General features: G+C 46.9%; 19 protein-coding genes. 15 read left to right on the forward strand and 4 right to left on the reverse strand.

The genetic code is table 11. From position 1 onward, the window contains the following. Positions 1-45: 45 nt before the first annotated feature. The 4 genes from J7K63_06760 to J7K63_06775 form a co-directional block, all read right to left on the reverse strand. Entirely contained in the window at positions 46-1,059 is a 1,014-nt protein-coding gene (locus J7K63_06760; GenBank protein ID MCD6234718.1) for a PorV/PorQ family protein, read from the reverse strand. After that, a complete protein-coding gene (locus J7K63_06765; protein ID MCD6234719.1) occupies positions 1,056-4,364 on the reverse strand; it encodes a hypothetical protein in 3,309 nt (1,102 codons plus the stop codon). The genes J7K63_06760 and J7K63_06765 overlap by 4 nt, the downstream gene beginning before the upstream one ends. A gap of 3 nt (positions 4,365-4,367) precedes the next feature. Then, a complete protein-coding gene (locus J7K63_06770) occupies positions 4,368-7,217 on the reverse strand; it encodes a TonB-dependent receptor (protein ID MCD6234720.1) in 2,850 nt (949 codons plus the stop codon). Between the two features lie 77 nt (positions 7,218-7,294). Continuing rightward, a complete protein-coding gene (locus J7K63_06775; protein MCD6234721.1) occupies positions 7,295-9,082 on the reverse strand; it encodes a T9SS type A sorting domain-containing protein in 1,788 nt (595 codons plus the stop codon). Positions 9,083-9,407: 325 nt separating this feature from the next. On the opposite strand from J7K63_06775, the gene J7K63_06780 reads away from it, so the two are divergent. The 15 genes from J7K63_06780 to folE all read left to right on the forward strand — a co-directional run bounded on the left by J7K63_06780 (position 9,408) and on the right by folE (position 24,257). Continuing rightward, on the forward strand, positions 9,408-12,557 hold the full coding sequence (locus J7K63_06780) for an isoleucine--tRNA ligase (GenBank protein MCD6234722.1): 3,150 nt from the start codon (positions 9,408-9,410) through the stop codon (positions 12,555-12,557). Next, positions 12,550-12,945, forward strand: a complete 396-nt coding sequence (locus tag J7K63_06785) for a TraR/DksA C4-type zinc finger protein (protein MCD6234723.1) — start codon at positions 12,550-12,552, stop codon at positions 12,943-12,945. The genes J7K63_06780 and J7K63_06785 overlap by 8 nt, the downstream gene beginning before the upstream one ends. A gap of 37 nt (positions 12,946-12,982) precedes the next feature. Then, complete coding sequence (gene lspA / locus J7K63_06790) at positions 12,983-13,492, forward strand: signal peptidase II (GenBank protein ID MCD6234724.1); 510 nt, start codon at positions 12,983-12,985, stop codon at positions 13,490-13,492. A gap of 16 nt (positions 13,493-13,508) precedes the next feature. Next, complete coding sequence (locus tag J7K63_06795; protein ID MCD6234725.1) at positions 13,509-14,492, forward strand: RluA family pseudouridine synthase; 984 nt, start codon at positions 13,509-13,511, stop codon at positions 14,490-14,492. Next, positions 14,486-15,442 (forward strand): tyrosine recombinase XerC, encoded by a 957-nt coding sequence (locus tag J7K63_06800; GenBank protein ID MCD6234726.1) that lies wholly within the window; start codon positions 14,486-14,488, stop codon positions 15,440-15,442. The genes J7K63_06795 and J7K63_06800 overlap by 7 nt, the downstream gene beginning before the upstream one ends. Continuing rightward, on the forward strand, positions 15,432-15,713 hold the full coding sequence (gene raiA, locus J7K63_06805) for a ribosome-associated translation inhibitor RaiA (GenBank protein MCD6234727.1): 282 nt from the start codon (positions 15,432-15,434) through the stop codon (positions 15,711-15,713). The genes J7K63_06800 and raiA overlap by 11 nt, the downstream gene beginning before the upstream one ends. Before the next feature lie 2 nt (positions 15,714-15,715). Beyond that, complete coding sequence (hprK, locus tag J7K63_06810) at positions 15,716-16,693, forward strand: HPr(Ser) kinase/phosphatase (GenBank protein ID MCD6234728.1); 978 nt, start codon at positions 15,716-15,718, stop codon at positions 16,691-16,693. Between the two features lie 27 nt (positions 16,694-16,720). Then, positions 16,721-17,695 (forward strand): NTP transferase domain-containing protein, encoded by a 975-nt coding sequence (locus tag J7K63_06815; GenBank protein ID MCD6234729.1) that lies wholly within the window; start codon positions 16,721-16,723, stop codon positions 17,693-17,695. A 47-nt stretch (positions 17,696-17,742) separates the two neighbouring features. After that, a complete protein-coding gene (gene metK, locus J7K63_06820) occupies positions 17,743-18,894 on the forward strand; it encodes a methionine adenosyltransferase (GenBank protein ID MCD6234730.1) in 1,152 nt (383 codons plus the stop codon). A 20-nt stretch (positions 18,895-18,914) separates the two neighbouring features. Then, positions 18,915-21,224, forward strand: a complete 2,310-nt coding sequence (locus J7K63_06825; GenBank protein MCD6234731.1) for a hypothetical protein — start codon at positions 18,915-18,917, stop codon at positions 21,222-21,224. Beyond that, positions 21,221-22,552, forward strand: a complete 1,332-nt coding sequence (locus J7K63_06830) for a hypothetical protein (GenBank protein MCD6234732.1) — start codon at positions 21,221-21,223, stop codon at positions 22,550-22,552. The genes J7K63_06825 and J7K63_06830 overlap by 4 nt, the downstream gene beginning before the upstream one ends. 42 nt (positions 22,553-22,594) lie before the next feature. Beyond that, the gene (locus J7K63_06835; protein MCD6234733.1) at positions 22,595-22,792 is read left to right on the forward strand and encodes a hypothetical protein; all 198 of its coding nucleotides are present in this window, start codon (positions 22,595-22,597) and stop codon (positions 22,790-22,792) included. 74 nt (positions 22,793-22,866) lie between these two features. Then, positions 22,867-23,274 carry a 6-carboxytetrahydropterin synthase gene (locus J7K63_06840; GenBank protein MCD6234734.1) on the forward strand — a complete coding sequence of 136 codons (408 nt, stop codon included), beginning with the start codon at positions 22,867-22,869 and terminating at the stop codon, positions 23,272-23,274. Beyond that, positions 23,264-23,686: a 6-carboxytetrahydropterin synthase gene (locus J7K63_06845; protein MCD6234735.1), complete on the forward strand. Its 423-nt coding sequence runs from the start codon at positions 23,264-23,266 to the stop codon at positions 23,684-23,686. Before J7K63_06840 ends, J7K63_06845 begins: the two co-directional genes overlap by 11 nt. Next, on the forward strand, positions 23,679-24,257 hold the full coding sequence (folE, locus tag J7K63_06850) for a GTP cyclohydrolase I FolE (protein ID MCD6234736.1): 579 nt from the start codon (positions 23,679-23,681) through the stop codon (positions 24,255-24,257). The genes J7K63_06845 and folE overlap by 8 nt, the downstream gene beginning before the upstream one ends. The last annotated feature ends 4 nt before the right edge of the window (positions 24,258-24,261 follow it).

Raw genomic sequence — 24,261 nt, forward strand, 5'->3', positions numbered from 1 at the left:
GACGCTTTTTAACGTCTCTTTTTTTTGCTATTTGATTTTTCCGAATCAGTAAACTAACGAGAGTGTCAACATTTTCGCCTGATGAAGCCGGCCATAGTCACACCAGGCATAATCTGCTTTGATTTTCAGTGCCGGTGTTACGGGATAATATAGGCCGCCACCAAAAGATAATCCGCCTTCAGCATCCTCAAGAAAAAGCTGACGGTAACCGGCCCTCAGAAAGACGGTTCCAAACATGGCCAGCTCTGTCCCGACATTGATATACTCCAGATTATCACTGGGGTGCAAGGCATCCACATTCATGCAGAGAACCAGTTTATCTGTGGTAAACACGTCACCCGACAAACCAATCCGGAAAATGATGGGCAGGGGCCAGCGATCCAGTTCATAGATGGCAGGAATCTGATCATTATTCCCGTACATCTTCTCATCGGGATCAGAATAAAAGCGGATATCCCTGCCGTCCAGGAGGAGTTTCCCGCCGAAATTGGTAATACTCATACCCAGGCGGATATTTTTAAACGGAAGAATGAAAAGTGCTCCCATATCCAGTGCCATAGTGCTGGCACTCATATGCCAGATTTCCTGGCGAATAAATTTAACCTGACCGCCCATGCTGAACCGGTCTGTCAGTCGGTTGGCATAGGTCAGACCGATGGTCAGGTCCTGGGCGGAAAAATATTCTCCCGTTCCATCCTGCATGGTCTCGGTCCGAACACTCATCTCTCCGTAATCCAGATGGGCAACATTCACACCTACGGCACCATAACGCCCCAAATTCATGGAACCGGCAGTATAAAGGTAACGGGTGGATGCCAGCCAGTCGCTCTGGGTAAACATGGCCTCCTGAATTTGATTATGTGCCAGTCCGGCCGCATTGTAATGTAGGGCTTCCAGTCCGCGGACATCGGCAACAGCCGCTTCACCCATACTGAGCGCCCGGGCCGATGTTCCGATTTTCAGAAATTGCGCCACGGATGTTCCCACTTTATTGACAGCAAAACCAGGATTCACCATGAACAACAAGATGAGAAATATGCTAATAATTTTACTTTTCATTTGATCACCGCAAATTTTCCGATTTTGGTTCCAAGTCCCGATGCAGATGCATCCACATGCCACAGATACATACCATAAGCGAGTTCCATATTATCTTTATTCAGCAGATTAAAATTTTCACTGCCATCCCACATGGAGCTGTTATGATACAATGTGTTTACCAGTTCACCGGTAATGGTATAGATGCGGATCGTACATACAGGCGGCAGATTGATAAATTTGATAATCCGGTCTCCTCGCCCGCTGGCAAAGGCACTTTTCGGTTCCCAAACGGCCTGGGCGCGGTATGGATTGGGAACAACCGCGATTTTATCCAGCGGATCTTCAACTGTCTCCGGAGCATATTCTGCCGCTTTCGTGGTAAACCACAGGGTGTCCATGTTTGAAAAGGGCTGACTGACACTTACACGAAACACATCACCGTTTGCAGGCGGAATTTTATCCTGTCCGGCCGGCGGTGTGAACTTGATCTCCCAGGTTTTATTCTCAATTTTCAGCTCCGGTTCACTCAGAATTCCGATTTTATGCTGATCAATATTGAAGGTCTGTCCACCCACAATATAAAAAGGTGCATTGGTAATGCTATCCTTATACGCATAAGTCACATCCTGAATGATAAACGGAGCTTTCTGGTTGAACCGGGTCGGCGTATCCAGGTATTTTTCATCCCAGTGGAGTTCATAGATCCGCGGATGGGCAAATCCCTGGGTGGATTGCCCCAAATCCCAGATTTGCACCTTATGCAGATAGTTGGTCTTTCCCGTCAGCCAACCGGTTTCTTCCTTCTTTAGGACCACAGCCTCATCCTGGGTGAATATGCGCATCCCGTCGAATACAGTCACAGCATCTTCCCGGTTGAAATACCTGTTTTCAAAAACGGGCTGATGGTAATAGGTGACATCCAGCGCCTGATTCCAGTATTCAGGAGCCATATTGTAAACACGGCCTAAAGCCCGGTTAATGTGATATTTATTTTTAGGAATGGGAATTCCATTTACCTTGATGGTCACATCGCCAATCTGGGACCGGTTCAACTGATAATAGACACTGTCTTCAATGGTGATGGTTTCGGTAATAGGTGTCATTTCTGTAACAAACATGACCGTATCCTGCACATTGTTTGTGGGCGCACCAAATGTAATCCGGTAGGTGATTTGATCCCGAACCTGTTCCGGATGGAGAATTTCAATCTCAATATCACCGGTTCCGGGACCGACATGAGTCATGCCCTCTTCCGTGAGGCCGGGTTCCACAATACCCGGGGAAGACGCCGAGGGTGTGGCAGAACCGGTATTGACATCGAAGGTGATCAATCCGGTATAAGGATCCTTATCGATGATTTTTGTGCACTCACTGGGCGGAATGTCAATCGTCCCTGTTGTATCCCCGATATCATACGAACACACTGCATAATAATAAGTAACACCATTGGTTACAGTCGTATCCACAAATTGGTGACGGAGCCCTGTGTCCGTGCCCAGGTTATAGTGGATACCGTTTATTCCCACATGGGACTCTCCATGAATTCCATCCTTCAGATCAAAGCGGGCTATGGGTTCCCATAAAGTTGCAATCCCGTTATTGTCCGTAATAGTGTGGACCTCATTAAAACCGGGGTCGGTACTCCGGTAAACGGCATAACCCTGGAAATCGAATCCGTAAACCGGATCCCAGGATTTTTCTGCCAGGTCATCCCAGTAGAGAGTCACCTTCCCGTCCCCGGGTACAATGCTCACATTGGGTTTTTCCGGGGCCTTGGCAAACTGGTAGCCACTGTCATAAATTCTTTGAACAACCTTTGCCGTCTGGAAGAGATCATATTCATTTTCACCCAGAATCAGGGCAATTGAAAAGCGCTGTGTGTCTCCGGATTTCAGAGGAAAATAACCTGACCCGTAGAGAAAAATATTATCCGTTCTTTGCTGGATATCCGTAAAAGCATTATCCACACCCACCAGGGTATAGGGACGCATACGGCGCCAAATACCGGCATCGTTCCGAATCATATCGGCTCCATATTGGTAGGCATTGAAGCTGGTCAATCCTATCTGGTCCGCTTCATCCAGATCCGTCCCGTCAAAATTCGGTTCACCGGGATAAATCGGGTTGTAAGGGTCCCCTGCTGTGGGAACACCATCTCCCTCACCTCTGTCGGGTCCCGGATAATTTGGATCATCAGGGCCAATCCCGTCAATTCCAACATCGTGGACATCAGGATCCCAGTCTCCGTCATCATCAATACCATTGAACATGGATTCATCAACCAGCCCATCCCCGTCATTATCGATACCGTCATAGGGATTGCCGGGAGACTCAAGAAACGTATATCCAAGCCATCCGGTTTTGCCGCCCCATTCACCTTTTTCATCCCCGTCATATCCGTAAATCATATTTAAATCCGTATCAAAATAGGCCATATCATCGGAGAAATCATTGCTTCCACCGATGTGGGGATCACCGAACATCCCGAAGACGACCTTTTCATAGTCATTGGGACTTTTATTTGTGATTTCATACACGAAGAAAATCGCATCGTTCGCAACGGGGTTGGACCACTGATAAGCCCGGACTTCCACTTCCAGGCCCATACCTCCGATACTGTGATTATCGGGAAATGGTTTAAAGGGGAACTCCAGGTTATACCGGTCATCCATCAGATAATACATGGCCTGATCGGCGGTGGCTGCGTTGGCTTTATACGTCCCCGGCCACTGGTTATTCCACAGGGAAGGCCAGGTTTCCGGTTTGTGTGAGAGGGGAATACTTTCCGATGCCGGATTGGCATAATTATCCAGAGGCTGCCAACCCCAGGGTTCATTGTCCGGAGACAACTCTTCCGCTGCCCCGGGTGCCCCCCCATCCAGCAACCCGTCATTGATAATGTAATAAGTTGTGTCGTACAGGGGATTGGTCTCGTCTATGACATAATTCCCGTTGCCATCATCGATATACGGCAAAAAATAGCCATTGGTATCCACCGGGACTTCCACCCCGACTAGCGGGCCGAATTCATAGCCGTAGCCATGATAGGAGTAAACAGGCCATTCCAGGGAAGGCTCCCGTCCCGGCGCTCCGATGGAACCAAAATCAAAAACCAGTGTCCGAATCTGATTCCCCGATAAAACGGCAGACCGGGGGGTCGGCCGATCCATTACCGCACCCTGTTTTTTTAAAGCATCATAAAACCTGTCAACCCGGGATTGGGGCCACGTTTTCGGGGATCCTTCCTGGAAGGGATTCGCCGCAAAAATCGTGACCGCCGTGAACAGAATAAATATGAATATGCGCGTCATCAATTGTTTCATGGATTAGTTTCCTTTATACTGCCAGCTCAGACTTAACAAAATTTGTCTTGGATTTGAATAATATGTAGGCGGTGTAATATATTCCTCCAGAGGATGAACCGCCGGATGATCTTCATGTTCCTGCACCGCATGACCGGCATAGGTGGGAATCAGGGAATATCCCGCCCGGCCTGTGTCATCATGCACGTAATTTTCATTCAGACGGTCAAAAAGATTGTAAATCTTTACTGACAATCGGAAACGGCTTTTCATCACATAAAAATCATAATACGCCTGCATGTCCGTTGTCAGGTGGAAAGGTTTGTTGTCCGAGTTCTCCTCGGCATTCCGCTGTCCCTGAACCGCCGGTGTATAAGGTTTGCCGGTTGAAAACCGATTCAGGAAAGATATTCCGGCATTTTGTACTGGACGAATCGTAATATTTGCATTCACTGAATGGCGGACATCCCAGGCCAGAGGCACCACATACTTTTCGGATTCAATGGGCGGTATCTGCAGATTATCGTAATAGGCCGCATCCGGTGATGAAGAATTTCCCTCCGCCAGCTGATAGGTATAATCCAGATTCAGTGTCAGGGCGTGTCCGCTTCGTTGGGTAAATGAAAAAGTAATCCCGCGGACATTTCCGTAATCCTCGGTAACATACTTTGTATACCGGAATGTATTGTCGATAAAATTATATTCTGAAGAAAGCCAGTTGATAATATCCCTGTAAAAAAGGGTCACATCAATGGCTGTCGTCATGGAAAGCTGTTGCTGGAAGCCCAGTTCATACATGACGGTCTTCTGTGCACTCAGATCCGGGTTTCCAAACTGGGTTACCCCGGATGTCCGTTTAAGATCCGGATTCCGATAAAGGTAATAAAAAGAAGGCATCTGGAAAAAATGGCCATACGAAAAGTGGATGAATCCCTGATCCGTGATGGGAAAACTGAGTCCAAGCCTGGGACTGAACTGTGATTTGGGAGAAGCTTTGACAGTATCGGATTGGGCCGGATGGGTGGCATCGGAAAAGGTATAATCTTTGGCATCAAAATAGTCATAACGTAATCCAATATTCATGATAAAGTCCTGCAACTCAATTTTATCCTGAATATAGGCACTAAAATCAAAGGGATGGCGTGTGTAATCGTCATGAGCCGATGAACTGACATCAGGAATATAGGGCTCCCAGAGCGTCCGGCTGCTCATTTCTATGGCCATATTGTTCCGGTGATAAGTATGAAAATTGGCTTCCGCACCGGTCCGGACCAGGTGATTCCGGGTGACCTGGCTGGTCAGGTCAAATTTAATGGTGGATGTTAACTCATCACTCAGATAATAACCCGTGTTTTGACCACCGTAAATAAAATGATATGAGGGTACATCGCTCCGTTGGGTGTTGACCACATAATGGGGAACACCAATGGAGTCGCCAATTGTATACCATACAGGATTTGGAATAAAACTTCCGTGTTCTTTTATAAAATCCCAATCCACAGAGACAACCGTCAATTGACCGTCGCCGTTTAAATCTTCCGTGAAAGGAGAACCGTCGCTCTTACGACCCAGTTCATCAATTTTACCGTTTCCATTGATATCTTCATCCCATACAAAGGGAATATCCAGCTTATGGACATAATCTTCAGCATGTTTATCGGAATGACTGAATTTCAGGGTATAGTAGGTTCTATTGGACAACGTATGTGTAAAATGAAGGGCATGAAAAACATATTGATTTTCATGCCGGTAACGGCCATTTGGATTGTATTTCCAGGCATGATCATAATTCTGCCAGTCACTTTTCTCTGCCGCTACCTGGTACATCAGTTTTGTGTTTTCCGTGGGAGTGATAAACAATTTCATCATGGTGTTCACAGAAAAATTATCATTCAGTGCCACACGCTGTGAATCACCTGTCATCATAATATCCCACTGATCTCCCACGAGGGAATAGCTGTCGTAGGTATTGTGTTCCCGCACGCCATACAGCCACCCTTTAGAATTCTTTATCGTTCCTGTAATAAAGAAACCACTGTTGCTCAGGAAAGGAATGGGGCCGCTCACATCAAAATCGGTCCGTAAAAATGTGGTGGGGTCATATTCGTCCACATCGGTAAAGATATGTGTATTTTGGGAAAACATATCTCCGGCCTGCAATTTCACATTTCCGGATAAAGCCCGGCTGGCGTCTTTTGTAGTAATATTAACAATACCACTCATGGCCTTACCGTATTCTGCATTGAAAGTTCCTGAAATCAGAGTCAGCTCCGAAATAATGTTCGTGGAAATAGACTTTCCGAGATTCGCATTGACTGGAATGCCGTCGATCATATAAACCACTTCCGAGGAGCGACCACCCCGAATATGAAGGGCACCATCCGAACCTTGTGTTACCCCGGCCTGTGTAGAGAGTATGGCTGAAGAGCTTTCAACCGGCATCACTTCAAGATCTTCCTCTGTCACAGTGGATTTTGAAGATGTCAGGTCTGAGCGAACCAGGGGCTGTTTGGCAATCACGATGACCTCTTCACCCTGAAGAACCGTCGGTTCGAGCCGGATGTCCAACGTCCGGGTCATGTCTGAATTGACCTGAATATTTTGAATCCTTACGGTTTTATACCCAATGGATGTAGCCATAATTTCATAGGTCCCCGGAGGAACATTTAATATCGTGTAATAGCCCTCATCATCCGATGCAGCCCCCAGGGATTCATTGACAACCATAATATTGACACCCATGAGGGGTTCACCACTTCCGCTGTGGGTCACACGGCCGGCAATTTTTCCGCCTGTGGCGCCCTGCAGCAATCCGGTTATATAAAAGAGTAATACGCAGAATGTACTAATCCGCCTTTTCCATTCAGCTAACATAGCTTTCCCTATTATCAAATATAAACAGGCGACCGCACCGGAAATGCTCCCATACGGTCGCCCATGTTCAGTTACGATTATTTAAGATATGTGACTTTGCGGGTCTTGGTGAAATTTCCATACTTCAAAGAATAGAAATAAACGCCACTGGAAACTTCTTTACCCAGGGCATTGGTACCATCCCAGGTAACGGAATAACTTCCTTTCTGATAGGTTTTTCCGTCAATCAGGCGGGTCACTTCCTGTCCCAACTCGTTGTAAACAATCAGAGAAATCTCTTTGTTTACGGGGAGAGTAAATTCAATCATCGTTGTGGGATTGAAAGGATTGGGATAGGCTGCCGCCAGTTTATAATCGTTTGGAGTGATGACCGGAAGATCTTTCACGGAAACCACATCACCAATTTTCACGACCCGGATAATCCAGTAGTGAGGATTGGCAATCGTTGTCGTATCCGTTTCGGTTTCAATCACGATAGAATCCGGCACACCCTGAAGGGCTGTAATCAGCTCTTCTTTTCCGTCATTATCTATATCTGCCGGCCACATTTTAGATATGAACATTTCCGGGAAGCTGGCATCGATGGTATCCGTTTTGAAAACGGTAAATTCAGAACCATCCCAGCGGATCAGGTCGCCCGTGTTGTAAGAAGATCCCACATAGATCTCTTTTGTGCCGTCACCGTTGGCATCAGCAGCTGTAACACCAAAGATGGCATTGACCGGATCGGCACCGGCTGTTGTATCATTCAGAAGGGTAAATTCATCCATGGTTAAGGTCGTGGCTTCACCATCCAGATCTTCAACTTTCCAGAGCTGTCCGCTGTAGTAATTGGAAAGATACACTTCTTCTTTTCCGTCGCCATTCAGATCTGCTGCATCGGGATGCATCAGACATACGTGGTCATCGGGATAAGTAGCCATCACATTGGTCGTATCACCGATCGTGTAGCTGTCGGGGCCGGTGGCTTCCACGACGAAGTTGTTGAAATAATTCCAGACGTGGCAGAACATTTCTTTATTGCCGTCGCCATCCAGGTCGCAGACGGTGAGCGTATTGGGGGAACCGCCACCGAGACGATTGTCGCGTCCGAACATCGGATGATCGGGACCCACCGTTCCCATATCAATATCACGGGCAGAAATGACATATTCGCTTACCAACGTACCAAAACCTCCCTGGAGATCCCCGGTTGCAGACATAATGGCAAAGAAATCTCCGGAGTGTTCATAAGCAACTGTATCCGTTTCCGTGGTATCACCATAATCAAAAACCATGCTGGGACCATTGAAGGGAACCAACAATTCTTCAGTATCGTCCCCGTCAATATCATCCACCAGGAAATATTCCACACGGGTAGCTCCCATGGCTCCCACACCGTTGAAATTAAAGATCTGTCCCAGAGCGTTCAGGGTATAGTGGACCGGATCTTTAAAGCCGTTATCCGTCCCGTCGGCTTCATAAATATACAGGCCACCGTTCATATCATCGGTATAACGGCCGCGGAAAAAGATCACTTCACCCAGGCCATCATTATCCAAATCGGCAACCTGGACCATACGGGTTCCGGTCGAATAGGTCGTGGACGTGGTATCGGAGTACCAAATCACTTCCATGGCACCTTCACCGGTATATTCCAGTCCCACAACTCCGCCGCCATTGCCATAGTGAACGGCATAGACTTCCATTTTTCCGTCATTATCCAGGTCGTAACCTCCGGTTACACCCCGGCTTCCGCTGGTGCCGTACCAGGCAACCGTGCTGTCCGTGGGATCATATTCCATATATGCCACGGTTTGAGCCGATTCTGCCCAAAGGGCTGATACCATAAGCAATAGTACCAGAACAGTTAACATTCGTTTCATTACGAACTCCTTTCTATGTTTGCACTGTTTATGCGATTGGTCATGAGTATGTATAGTTTCTTTTAACTGGGAAAGTAAATTTTTCTCTTTTAATAGTCAAATAATAAAATATTTTTTGATAGATTGATTCTTACGGCAGGCCCAATCATTTTAAGTGCAGTCCGTCTCTTGTCATTGACATTCCCCCCGGATGGAAATAAATTTAAAGTTATCTGCAATGACTCCGGGACGAACATCAGGCCGGATTTCAAAAGCCCGTGAAAAGGGGATGGGAAAAATCATAGCAGAGATGATCTGAAATAGTGCTATCAATCGGGAGAAATTCATGTACAAACCGGTATCAAGCAAAGTTGACTTCATTCAGTTGGAACACGAGAAGCTGAAATTCTGGGAAGAAAAAGGCATTTTCAATACACTGCGTGAACAAAACAAAGGACATAAAAAATGGTCCTTTCTGGACGGACCGATTACAGCCAACAACCCTATGGGAGTCCATCATGCGTGGGGAAGAACCCTGAAGGATGTCTTTAATCGCTACCATTCCATGCTGGGGGAAGAGCTCCGTTATCAGAATGGTTTTGACTGTCAGGGACTCTGGGTCGAAGTGGAAGTTGAAAAAGAGCTGGGTTTCAAATCCAAGACGGATATTGAAGCATACGGCATTGAAAAATTTATCAAGGCCTGCAAAGACAGAGTAAACAAATACTCTAAAATTCAAACGCAGCAATCTATCCGGCTGGGGTACTGGATGGACTGGGACAATTCTTATTACACCATGTCCGACGAAAACAATTATACCATCTGGCATTTTTTGAAAAAGTGCTACGACCGGGGAATGATTTACAAAGGATACGATGTGATGCCCTGGTGTCCCAAGTGCGGATCGGCCATGAGTGAGCATGAAATTGCCACAGAGGGATACAAGGAGCTGACCCATCCAACGATATATGCCAAATTCCGGTTGAAAGAAAAAGAAAACGAATTCCTGCTGGTCTGGACCACCACACCCTGGACACTCGCCGCCAATACAGCAGCGGCGGTCCACCCCGATCTGGATTACGTCAAAGTAAAACAGGGCCATGAAATTTATTACCTGGCACAGAACCTCACGGAAATTCTCAAGGGAGATTATACTCTTCTGGAAACACTGAGAGGTACAGATTTGCTGGGACTGGAATATGAGGGACCTTTTGATGAACTCACGGCCCAGAAGGGTGTCCGTCATTTTGTGATAGCCTGGGATGAAGTCAGTGATTCCGACGGAACAGGCATTGTTCACATTGCTCCCGGATGTGGTAAAGAGGACTTTGCCCTGTCCAAAGAAAATGACATAGCCGTCATTGCACCTATCGATGAATTCGGAAATTATCTTGAAGGATTTGACTGGCTCACCGGTAAAAACGTCCAGTCCATTGCACCTGATATTTTTTCATCACTCAAAGAAAAAGGCATTCTCTACAAACGGGATCAAATTACCCACAGATACCCCACCTGCTGGCGACACGGGACGGAACTGGTTTTCCGCCTGGTGGATGAATGGTTCATTTCCATGGATGATCTCCGCCACGAAATTGCAGACGTCGTGGATGACATCCAATGGATTCCCGCCTGGGGCAGGGAACGGGAACTTGACTGGCTCAAAAACATGCATGACTGGATGATCTCCAAAAAGCGGTACTGGGGACTCAGTCTGCCCATCTGGGTTTGTGATTCCTGTGGCCATTTTGAAGTAATCGGAGGAAAAGAAGAACTCAAAGAACGGGCAGTGAAAGGCTGGGAGGAATTTGAAGGACACAGTCCACATAAACCATATATAGATAAAGTTGAAATTGCCTGTTCCAAATGCGGAGGTGTGTCCAGACGGATCCCGGATGTGGGGAATCCCTGGCTGGATGCCGGAATTGTCCCCTACAGCACCCTGGGGTATCTTTCAAACAGAGAATACTGGAAACAGTGGTTCCCTGCAGATTTTGTCACTGAAAGCCTGCCGGGACAGTTCCGGAACTGGTTTTATTCCCTGCTGGCCATGAGCACGGTTCTGGAAAAGAAAGCACCCTTTAAAACCCTGCTGGGGCATGCCCTGGTCAAGGATGAACACGGCAACGACATGCACAAAAGCGCCGGCAATGCCATCTGGTTTGAAGATGCAGCAGATAAAATGGGTGTGGATGTGATGCGCTGGATTTTTACGGCTCACAACCCGGAAAATAACCTCAATTTCGGATATGGACCGGCCGATGAAATCCGCAAAAAGCTCCTCACACTTTGGAATATGTATTCGTTTTACATTACCTACGCAAATCTGGATGAATACAATCCCGTCACCCGGGAAGTGGACCGGAAATCTTTGACCGAACTGGACCGCTGGACCCTGTCTAAAGTCCATACCTTTGTTAAAGAAGCTCGTGAGGATTACGACAGCTATCATGTTGAACGACTCATGCGGAAATTTGAAATTCTCCTGGACAACCTATCAAACTGGTATGTTCGCCGAAGCCGCCGCCGTTTTTGGAAAAGTGAAAACGACAGTGACAAACTGGCTGCTTATTTTACCCTTTACACTGCATTGAAAACCATCATTCTTACAATGGCTCCCATTATACCTTTCGTGACAGAAGAAATATATCAGAACATGGTCCTTTCCGTGGATAAAAACGCCCCGGAGAGTATCCATCTGAATCCCTTTCCTGAAGCGGATGAATCCTGCATTGATGAAACACTTTCCGAACGGATTGACACTATCATCAAGATTGTGGAACTGGGTCGTTCCGCCCGGAACAAGGCCAATATCCGCACACGGCAACCGCTGTCCAATGTCATCGTCAAACCGGCCCGTAAAAGCGAACGCGAACATATTTTGGCCTTAAAAGACCAGATTCTTGAAGAACTGAACATCAAGGAGGTAACCCTTACTGAAAATCCCCAGGATTATATTCGCTTTGTCATCAAGCCCAACTACAAACTGCTGGGACAGAAACTGGGAAAAGACATGCCCGTCGTCGCCAGGGCTTTGGCTGAACTGAATGCCGATGAAACGGCGGAAAAGGTCCGCAGGGGCGAGAACATCCGGGTGGAGGGATATACCCTGGAACCTTCGGAAATCCTGGTAAACATGGAAGAACAGCCAAATCTTGCGGCTGTAGAAGATAAAGGGTATTTTCTGGCCCTGAATACAGAATTGACACCGGAATTGAAAGATGAGGGGCTCATCAGGGATCTGGTCCGGCATATTCAGACCCTTCGAAAAGACGCCAATTTTCGTGTAAACGACCGGATTCATCTGGGAATTCAGGGTCCTGAGATGGTAAAAAGAGCCGTTGAAGCGCATCGGGATTATCTTATGACAGAAACCCTTGCAGATGAATTGTCAGAAACCGTAGATTATCCTGAGGCCACAAAAGCACTGAAACTTGATGGTGCGGAAATAAGCATGATGATCAAACGATTAAGCAAAGAAGGAACCGGTAATGGCTGACAAAAAGAATAAAGGTCTCACGGCCAAAGAACGGCAACATTTCAGAGAAGTCATCCTGAAAAAAAGAGAAGAAACCATGGAGCAACTGGATGAAAAACGCCAGGCTTTCATGGATAACTCTCCAACGGGCGGATCGGCACAAATTGATTCCAATTACGCCTATCACATGGCAGATGTGGGAACCGATGCCCAGGAACGTGAAAAGGCCTTCATGCATTATACCCGTGAATTCAAATATTTGAATTACCTGAATGATGCCCTCAACCGGGTGGATAATGATCCCGAATATGGTTTTTGTGTGGAATGTGGTAACCGGATACCCAATGAGCGACTTGAGGAAGTCCCCCATACCCGTCATTGCGTAAACTGTAAATCTAAAATTAAATAATCTCAGGGCCGGCATAGGTTGACCCGGAAATTGGTATATGACCAACAAAACACTTAAACTTTCTACCCGCCGGGTTCGGTTTGCTTTAATCGTTATCTTTGTAATGCTTTTGGATCAGTGGACCAAATTTCTGACCCGCGCCCATTTCAGAATACCCGTACGGAATCCGATTCGCCTTATCGGAGATAATCTGATGATCACCCGGGTTGAAAACCACGGCGTGGCTTTCGGTATACACTTCCCCGGGATTCATATTATATCTTACATTGGCTTTATTGTGATTATCCTTTATCTTTTTTATCAATATCGGCGTGAAACCTATAGTCTGTTGAGCGATATTGCCTTTAGCCTGATCATCGGTGGTGCCCTGGGCAATTTCTACGACCGGCTTTTCCGGGGGACCGTGACAGATATGATTCAAATGGGGATTTCCGGATATTACTGGCCTGTGTATAATATTGCGGATTCCGCCATAACCATTGGAGTGCTGCTTTTTATTCTGGGGACTTTTCTCCAGAATCGACAGACAAAACATGCTGACGGATGAACTCTATGAAGAGACAATGGATACCCAGACGTATCAAATCATTGTCTCTCCACATCAAAAATCCCTGCGTCTCGACCGTTTTATTGCCGAGTCAATTCCCCGTATTTCCCGGACCCGGGTTCAAATGCTCATCGAAAACGGCCATATCCTCCGAAACGGCCTGGTAATTGATAAAGCATCCTTAAAAGTCACATCCGGTGATATTCTGACCATAAACATACCGCAACGTCGCCCTCTGACAGTTGAACCGGAGATGATCCCCCTTCAGATTGTCTATGAGGATGACGATCTTATTGTAATCAACAAACCCCCGGATATGGTTGTCCACCCGGCGGCGGGAAACCGGACAGGTACACTGGTTAACGCTCTGGCTCATTATTGCACAACGCTTTCCACTGTCGGCGGATATTACCGACCCGGCATCATCCACCGGCTGGATAAAGACACATCCGGAACCATCATCGCGGCAAAAAATGATGTGGCACACAATGAAATGGCCAGGAAATTTGAATACCGGAAGATAGAAAAATATTATTTGGCATTGGTCTGGGGGCAATTCGCCCACCCTTCCGGTGTAATTCTGGCCCCCATCGGACGGGATCCATCCAACCGGAAGAAATTTTCCGTAGTTCCTGACGGGAAACATGCCGAAACCCGCTATGAGGTCCTGGCTGATCTTGATTTCCTCAGCCTGGTCCGCCTGCGGATTATTACGGGCCGGACTCATCAGATCCGTGTCCACATGGCTTACAGCGGTCATCCGGTTTTGGGGGACAGCACCTACGGCGGGCGGACTAAAAAACTAAAAAGCCTGAAGCCCCGTCAACGGGAAAAAGCCGTGCAGGTTTTGGATTGCATTCACAGACAGGCACTCCACAGCTATGAAATGTTTTTTGATCATCCCCGGACCGGAAATCCGCTGCATGTCAGGTCTTCCCTGCCCCGGGATATGTGTGACGTTCTCCAGATTTTTGGTTATGACGGTGAAACCTTATGTTAAGCTATGATATATGCCTGAACCGTTTTCTTTCCTATCTTCACGAGATCCGGGGGTATTCCGCCAACACCCTGAAAGCATATGGCAGGGATTTACTCCAGTTCAGAGATTATTGCCGGGACTATTACGGAGAGCCGGAAACCGATATACAACGGATTGACAAACTCACGATCCGACACTTTCTGGGCAAGCTTTCTGAAGAGGGACAGTCGGCTAAAACCATCGCACGGAAACTGGCTGCTTTAAAATCCCTCTTTAAATATGTCATGCGGAATGAATGGATCGAAAAAAATCCCACCTATGCCATACGTTCCCCTAAACTCCCTTCAAAATTGCCTGTGTTTATCTCACAGGAACAGATGAGGGCTCTCTTCCGTTCAATTCCTGCAGACACATTCATACACAGCCGGGATAAAGCCCTGGTGGATTTGATTTACAGCACGGGAATGCGTCTGAACGAACTGGTTCAACTGAATATTATGGATTTGAATACACACGGAAATACTGTTTCGGTTGTAGGCAAGGGGGACAAGCAACGGATTCTGCCGGTTGGCTCGGAAACCATGAAGAGCATTAAAGCCTATTTGGCTTTCAGGCGGGAGAAATTCGGAACTTATGAAACGTCTTCCCCCCTTTTCATCTCTAAACAAAACAAACGAATTAGTCCGAGGGATGTCCAATACCGTATCGAAAAAATCATCCGGGCTTTTTCTGAAGGTGCCCGGAAAAACAGTCCGCATGTACTCCGCCACTCCTTTGCCACCCACCTCCTGGAAAACGGGGCGGACCTGCAAGCGGTCCGTTCTCTTTTGGGACACTCAAGCCTGTCCACTACCCAGATTTATACCCATGTGAATACAGGGCGGCTTAAGGATGTCTATCGACAGGCACATCCCCGGGCCGGCAGACAAAATAAACCCCATAATATGAACGGAGGCCACGATGAGAGTTGAAATCACGGCAAGACACCTCAATGTTTCAGACAAGATGAAACAGTACGTACAGGATGAATTAAACCGCCTGACCAAAGTTTTTGAACGCATTATCGATATCCACGTGATCATCGAGGATGCAGAAGCCGGTCAGGTAAAAACCGAACTCATAGTGAATGTCCCCGGTAAAACACTGACGGTCGAGAAAAAAAGCCGTGAACTCACGAAAGCCATTGACCAGGCCGTGATAAAAATGGTAAGGCAATTGAAAAAATATAAAGATAAATTTTAAGTATGTCTTTTGAACTGACAATACAGCGGTTGCTGAATGAAATCGGAGCAAAGCTCCGCTTTGTTCAGCTGAACGGCCGGGTGGGACGGAAGAATATCATCCGTTCTTCAAAGGTGAATATTCCCGGACTTGAATTGGCGGGGTACTGGGATTTCTTTTCCCCAAAATCCCTGCAGATCCTCACAAATAAGGAAGTCAAATTCATATCCACCATATCGGCTACCGCCATGAAATCCATCTTTCAGCGGATGTTTGCCTATGAGATCCCGGCGGTTATTCTGCTGAAAGACCTGGAACTGCCCCCTCTTGTCGTGGACCTTGCCACGGAAATGAAAATCCCCCTCTTGCAGACAAAAGTGGAAAACACCGATTTCCTGAAAGAAATCAACTCCTTCCTCTACAAGGAATTTGCACCGCGCATCAATGTACACGGGACACTCCTGGATATTTACGGCGTAGGAGTTTTACTGACGGGACGGAGTGGCATCGGGAAAAGCGAAATTGCTCTGGATTTGATTGAGCGGGGACACCGGCTGGTTGCCGATGATGTGGTGAATATTGAAAAAACCAGTGAAACCATCCTCATGGGATATGGTGAAAAAATCCTGCAAAACACCTTGGAAATCAGAGGATTGGGAGTTGTCAACGTTCGGAAGGCCTTCGGAATCCGTGCCGTTCGCCCCCGAAAGCGCCTCGAGGTCCAGATTGAACTGGTGGAATGGAATTCTGATGTCCAGTATGAACGCTTTGGACTGGACGAACAAAAAAACACCATCCTGGATGTGGATATCCCGTTCATCACCCTTCCTATCTATCCAGGGAAAAATATTACCGTCATCGCGGAAGTCATCGCCCTCAATTACATGCTGAAACTCCACGGAGAAAATCCGGCAAAAGAGTTACAGGAAGAGCTGATGAACAAACTTAAACTCCAGACATCGATCATGAACGACAAGCGGTTTAAAGGAGACTTTGAATAACCTTGAAACAGCCACGGAGGCTTTTCTATGAAAGCAATCATACCCGCAGCCGGGATCGGAACCCGTCTGCACCCCCATACATTGACACGTCCCAAGGTGATGCTTCATGTGGCCGGAAAACCGATCATCGGCCACATTGCCGATACCCTGAAGGATGCCGGCATCAACCAGTTGTCCATCATTGTCGGATATAAAAAAGAACGGGTGATTGATTATTTTTCCGGAATAGAGGGGCTTCAATGTGATTTTCCGGAACAGAAAGAGATGCTGGGACTGGGTCATGCTGTTTTATACGGACTGGAAGAGACGGACGAACCGGTTTTGATCATACTTGGTGATACCATTATCAATACGGATTACAAGGCATTCATATCCCGGGAAACTCATACACTGGGTGTTGTTCAGGTGAAAGATCCCAAACGGTTTGGGATTGTGGAAACCAATGGAAAGGGGCAAGTGGTTTCCATGGTTGAAAAACCGGAAAAACCGCCGGGGAATCTGGCAATAGCAGGACTCTATCTGATCCGGAATCAGGGATTACTGAAAACAGCCATAGAAAAACTGATCCGGGAGAATAAAAAGACCCGGGGAGAATACCAGTTAACGGATGCCCTCAAAATTATGATGGATCAGGGAGAGATTTTCACAGCTGCCGAAATGGACAGCTGGCTGGATTGCGGAAAGCAGGAGACACTGCTGGAAACAAATCGCATGATTCTGGAAAAGGAAGGATCCAGGGCGGGAAGGGCAGAGAACTGTGCAATCATCCCTCCCGTGTATATTGCTGACGATGCCTCCGTAAAAAATTCCGTTATCGGACCCTATGTATCCATCGGCTCTGGTGCCGATATCTGTGGCTCTGTCATCCGGGATTCCATTATTTATGAGGAAGCCTACATAGAACATGCCCTGCTTTCAGGTGCCATTATCGGTCAGAAAACCATCTGTAAGGGCCGGCTGAAACCGGTGAACCTGGGAGATTATTCAGAAGCTTTTGAATAAGGGACGAAATGATTAAATTATCACGCTTTAAATAAAGGAGATAATTTTTGCGTATTACATACTTCACCTCCGAATCCGTCACGGAAGGTCATCCTGACAAAATCTGTGATCAGATTTCCGATTCCATTCTGGATTCCATACTGGAGAAAGATAAAGAGGCCAGGGTAGCCTGTGAAACCCTGGTCACCACTGGCCTTGTAATGGTTGTAGGGGAAATCACGACTGAATGTTATGTAGACATCCCGGAGGTAGTCCGGAAAACCCTCAAGCGCATCGGTTACGATAGTTACGACAGTGGATTCAGTTATGAAAACTGTGCCGTCATTGAATCCATACATCCCCAGTCACCCGATATTAAAAAAGGGGTTGACGAAACGGAAGGTCACGAGCAGGGCGCCGGTGATCAGGGACTTATGTTCGGCTTTGCCTGCAGGGAAACGCCGGAATTGATGCCACTCCCCATTTCGCTGGCTCATAAATTGACACACCGCATGTCCATACTTCGCAAAGAAGGGGAATTGCTGTGGGCGCTTCCCGATGGCAAAAGCCAGGTAACAGTGGAATATCACGACGGAGTACCTGTCCGGGTCAGCTCGGTTGTGATTGCCATCCATCACCGCAAAGATGCCGACTCCGATAAAATCCGCCGGGATGTGACCGAAATGATCATTAAACCGGTCCTGGGAGATTTAATGGACGACAAAACCATGCTGCATATCAATGCCACCGGCCGTTTTGAAATGGGTGGTCCTCAGGCGGATGCCGGCGTAACGGGACGAAAAATTATAGTGGATACTTACGGTGGTTATGCTCGTCACGGCGGTGGCGCTTTCTCCGGAAAAGATCCGTCAAAAGTGGACCGGTCCGCAACATATATGGCCCGTTACATTGCAAAAAATCTCGTGGCCGCCGGACTTGCCGACAGCTGCGAAATCCAACTGGCCTATTCCATCGGCGTTGCCGAACCCCTGTCCGTTTTTGTTGAAACCTTCGGAACCGGAAAACTTCCCGATCCCCAACTGGCTGATATCATCCGGAAAGAATTCCCCCTGAAACCCCACCAGATCATTGATTATCTGAACCTGAAGCGCCCGATTTACCGGAAAACCGCGGTCTATGGTCACTTCGGCCGGGAAGATTGTGGCTTTAGCTGGGAAAAAACAGATAAGGCAGAGGAACTTAAAAAATATCTTTCCTGAGCCTTTCCGGTTTTTGGAAAATGAAACATCCTAACAATACATGGCAACGAATAAAAGCTTGTTTAGCAGTTTTATTTTCGTGTACTATCCTTTTTTCATCCTGTGATATCAATGTTCCCAGCAAACTGGAACCACCAGTATGGAAAGCATCTCTCACACTTCCCCTGATTTATGAACAATATCCCGTCATCGACCTGGAAAACGATTCCACTTTCTTTGCCGAAGGGGATACCATGTTTCTCCGATTTGGAGGAAGTCTGGGAAAAGTGACTCTTTCGAAAAGCAATTTTCATGTCCCGGTCAATACCGAAATTTCTGTACAGGAAGAAGGACAAACCCTCAGGGTTGACCCGGTCAGCAGAGAAATAAGCGATAAACTGACCATCGAGGATATTGTGGGAGCAAGCCTGTCCACCATACCGCCGGATGTCTGGAATGATGCTGCTGCAGATCCTATAGCCGAAATGGATGAAATGGTCGATATGGGTGAAGAAACCCGGGATGAACTTAATCATTACTTCTCCGCTTACGCACTGGAAACCGGTGAAGGCAGTTTTTTCGTGACCGAATTTAGAAATGATCTGCCGGGACCTATTTTTATTGATACGGTAAAAATCGAAGTTATCCGGGATGATATGTCCCGCTATGACCTTGTGGTTCATGAAGGAGGCAGAATTGCAGCCTATGACAGACTCCGGGACTCTACAGATCTGACCGGAAAACTGGTTGAAGGCACCCGCCTTAATGCTTCCATGGCGATTTTTCTTGTCCCGGTAAGCGATACCCTTTATTCAAACCCCGACATAGAAGACGGACTCTTCTACCGGCAAAACACGCAAATGTCCTTTACATCCATCCATGGACGTACCAAAGAAATTGTCCTTATGGACACAACCATGGGATTCTCCCTTCCCCAAAGCAATACACAGATTGAAGAAGGAGCATTAAGTATTACAGGGCCGGATACCAATGAAATCAACATGGTCGTTCTTGACAATACTTTTGATGCGCCGATCCGTTTCGGACTTACCTTTCCCCAGATTCAGACACCCCCTCCGGGAAATACTCCTGCAGCATTTCCCGATACCCTCCTCGCTCCGGGCCTGAATATGACCCTGGACCTGGGCGGATACCATGTAAAAAGCAGTGAAGACGGTGAGTTGTTAAACAATCTGGAATATACTTACCGGGTAAAAATCGACAGTGCAGCACCCGATGTGGCAGGATATAACGCCATCTTTCCATTAAATGAAAGTATGGGAACACTGCAGGTAGATTTTCAGGTGACGGATATGCGCTTTGATTCATTGAAGGGACAATTCAATATGCTGCTGCCTGGAGATGAACAGAAGATAGAACTTCCTGAAGGGATTACCGGCATCGGCATTGCCGAACCCGAAATGACACTCCGCGTGCAGAACCACATCCTCCCTGTCAAACTGATAATGGATATAACGGCCGTCAAAAAAACCGAATCCCGCACTATGCATGTAGAGCCGTCTCTCAATCATCCGGACGCAGCAGCCACCGATTCAGCTCTATCCATCATTAAATTTAACCGTCAAGGTATGTTTGTCTACTGGGATGACGAGTCCAATTTGGTACATGTCAATGAAACATATCCCACAATTGCCGATCTGATTGATCTGAATCCCAAAAACTTTCGCATTAATACCAGCGCCCTTGTCAGGGGAGAAGGAACGATTGGTATCGGGGATAGCCTGTGGGCCGATTATACACTGGAAGCTCCTTTTAAATTTCTGGCAAGCCGGCAAAGTTTTATACCAAAAGAGTATACGAAAATTGCCGCATGGGATAGTTCCACAGCAGCTTTTATTAAGAAGAATGCTACCGGAGCCATTATTTATGCCAATCTGACCAATCATATCCCGATGCACGGAACTTTCACCCTGCTGATGTCTGACAGCACGATTTTCCCTCAGGACACCCTTCAGACAACCCTTGATTCACTGAACATTTCAGGTATGGAAAACAGTCGTATCTATTTTAACAATGGGGATACCATTCGACTGGATACACTCTTTTCTGTCCCATTGCCCCGGGTACAGGTGGATCCGGAGACAGGCATCGTTACAGCACCGATTGATTCCATGGTCACCGATACTATCTCTGCCGACCTGGTTATCGAACTGACCCGCCAGGTAAATCATTACGTCATGCCCCGTATCGATCTTCAAACAAGCTCGGATTCCCTGATCTTTATCCGGCCTCAGGATTATATCGGAGTTCATGCTTATATTGGCTTCCGGGTCAATACCGGCGATTTTATCTATGATTCCGAAAATGATGAGGAGGATGGCGGAGAATGATACGGCGCTTTCTTGTCCTGTTTCTAGGTTTAGCCGTTTTCCTGCATGCCCAGTTTGACCGGGATCCCCGGGCTGTGGGACTGGCTGGAGCCTATGGTACGATTTCCCGTGGCTTTTCCGCTGTCGGGTGGAATCCGGCTAACCTTGCCTTTTCCGACTCTGCCGGCCACATGCGAATCTCCCTGGGCTATGTGGATTTCCGAATCCAAAACACGGTCCTTTCCCTTAAGGATTTAAACTATTATAACGGCCGCGATCTGGAAAGACCCGATCCCTATACCGGTGAAATTCCCAAGGAGGGTTTTCTTGAACTTTTCCGGGAGGATGGATTCCGGGGAGAAGCAGGCCTTTCGGTCGTCATTCCCTTTTTGAGCCTGTCAGGCAAGAACTGGGCCGTCACCACCCGGATGATCTCTGCAGCCGATTTAATGATGCCTTACGATTATGCAGACCTTTTCGTAAACGGCAACAGAATTCTCAAGGATTATGACCTGACAATTGATCTTAACTCCATGGTAATGGTCGCAGCCGATTACTCCATGGGATTTCCCTTTGAATTCGGAGCTGTGGGATTTACGCTCCGCTATTTTCAGGGATTAACCTATTACGGTTTTGATAGTGACGAATCCACCGCACATTTCCTCACCGACACGACATCCCTTAAAGCCAGAGCTGAATATATTACACGGCTTATGTACGGCGGGACCGGTGCCGGACTGGATTTGGGCTATACATCCAACCCTTGGAACGGCTGGCAATTCAGTGTGGCGCTGAACAACCTTTTTGCCCAGACATACTGGAATAAACCCACTTATGCCCGGATGCTGTTGGGTGTCAATGAAGATGACATTTATCAAAGCAAAAAATATGTTTACCGTCTGAAAGAACTGACACCTATGGATTTCTTCGGCGATACAACAGGAGTAACACCTAACTTCGAAGAAATTTATATCACTGAGGAATCCTCGCTCGATCCGCCTGGCGGAACCGTCAAAATCCGTTATCCGGCATGGGTCCGTTTTGGCCTTCGCCGGCAGTTGAATCCGGAAGTTGTATGGGTCAGCGATTTTTCAGCATCCTTTCAGAATATCTTTTTTGCACGGGATTCATGGCTGTGGAGCAACGGAATCGAAATTGTCCGGTCACCCGTTTTCCCGGTTCGGGCAGGATTGGCCTGGGGCGGAAAAAACAATAAGCATATTTCCTTCGGCTTTTCGGTGAAAACCTGGATTCTGAACCTGGATTTTGCCATGGCTCTGCATAACGGATTCAGCCTGCAGACAGCGAAAGGACTCGAACTGGCTTTGGGTGGATATCTTGAATTTTAACGGCTTTTTCTGTGATCAAAGGCTAAGAAAGGGTTTTATTCCATGAAAGATCAGGAGAAAAACAACACAGCGGAACCTTTTGGAAAAACATGTACTCTCTGCGGCGAAGAAAACAGGGAAAAATTAACAGAAGATCCCTTCAACAAAGGTGTATACATCTGTCATGAGTGTCTTGAAAGAACCAGTCGTCACGACACCATGGTCCGGCTGGGACTCGAAGTACAGCCAGAACACGAATAAAAGGGAACAAAACGGTGAAGAAGAGGTCCAAAGAGATTCGCTATGGACACATGGATAAAAATATGGAGGATTCCATGATTTACCTGACAAAGCGGGTGACTTTTTCAGCCTCCCACGTGCTTCGGAATCCGGATTTTGATGAAAAAAAGAATCTGGATATTTATGGTAAATGCAGCTGGCCTCACGGACACGGCCATAATTATATCCTGGAAGTCACGGTTCAGGGACACATCCCAAAAGAAACCGGGATACTCATTGATCTAAAAAAACTCAAACACATCATTCACGAAACAGTCGTGGATAAACTGGACCACAAATTCCTGAATACAGATGTGGAGTTCCTGAAGGGAGTTATCCCCACATCGGAAAATCTGATTGTCTTGATATGGAAAGAACTGGAAAACGTTTTGGAACCCGGGATGCTGTATGAACTGAAACTGTGGGAAACAGAAAACAACTGGGTTGTCTATCGTGGCGAATAAAAATCCTATCCTCGAATTGTATACCCGAATCTCATTTTCCGCCGCCCACAGCTACCGGGATCAAAACAAATCCCCGGAGGAAAACCGCCGGCAATACGGAAAAAACAGCCATGTTCACGGGCATAATTATGAAGTAACCCTTGGCCTGCGGGGCTCCGTTGATATGCAGAGCGGGATGATAATAAATTTCTTCGAGGTGAAACAGATCCTCAAAGAAAAAATTCTATCTGTCCTGGATGTAACCCACCTGGAGGAGGATATCCCCTGGTTCAGGGAAAACCTTCCCACAACCGAAAATATAACCCTGTTTATATATAACAAACTTAAGCGTGCCTTCCCTTCTTCAGTGACTCTGATATCGGTGGAAGTACGCGAAACCCCTGATTTAGGAGCAAAAATATACAATGAGTAATGTTCGTATTAAAAAACTTGAAGCCATTACACTGGATCTGTTAAAGGAAATTGGTGAAGATCCTCAGCGGGACGGACTATTAAAAACACCATACCGCGTGGCAAAATCCTGGGAATTCCTTTCGAAAGGCTATGATATGAAACTGAAGGACATCATCAATGATGCCATTTATGATGAAGAATCTCAGGGTATGGTTGTTGTCCGGGACATTGATTTCTTTTCCCTGTGTGAACATCACATGTTACCTTTTTTTGGAGTTGTCCATGTGGGATATATTCCCAATGGAAAGGTTTTGGGGCTCAGTAAAATCCCCAGGATTGTAGAGATGTATTCCCGGCGTTTGCAAATTCAGGAACGCATGACACGTCAGATTGCGGAAACGCTCTGGAATACGGTGAATCCCATTGGTGTCGGGGTTGTCATTGAAGGTCAGCACATGTGCATGCAAATGCGGGGTGTTGAGAAGAAGAATTCCTATACAACGACCTCTACGGTTCTGGGGGAATTCCACGATGATCCCGAGACCCGGGCGGAATTCCTCACAATGATTTCAAAAAAGACCTTCGGATAATATC

This window comes from Candidatus Neomarinimicrobiota bacterium (assembly GCA_021157965.1).
Lineage (GTDB): Bacteria > Fidelibacterota > Fidelibacteria > Fidelibacterales > Fidelibacteraceae > Fidelibacter.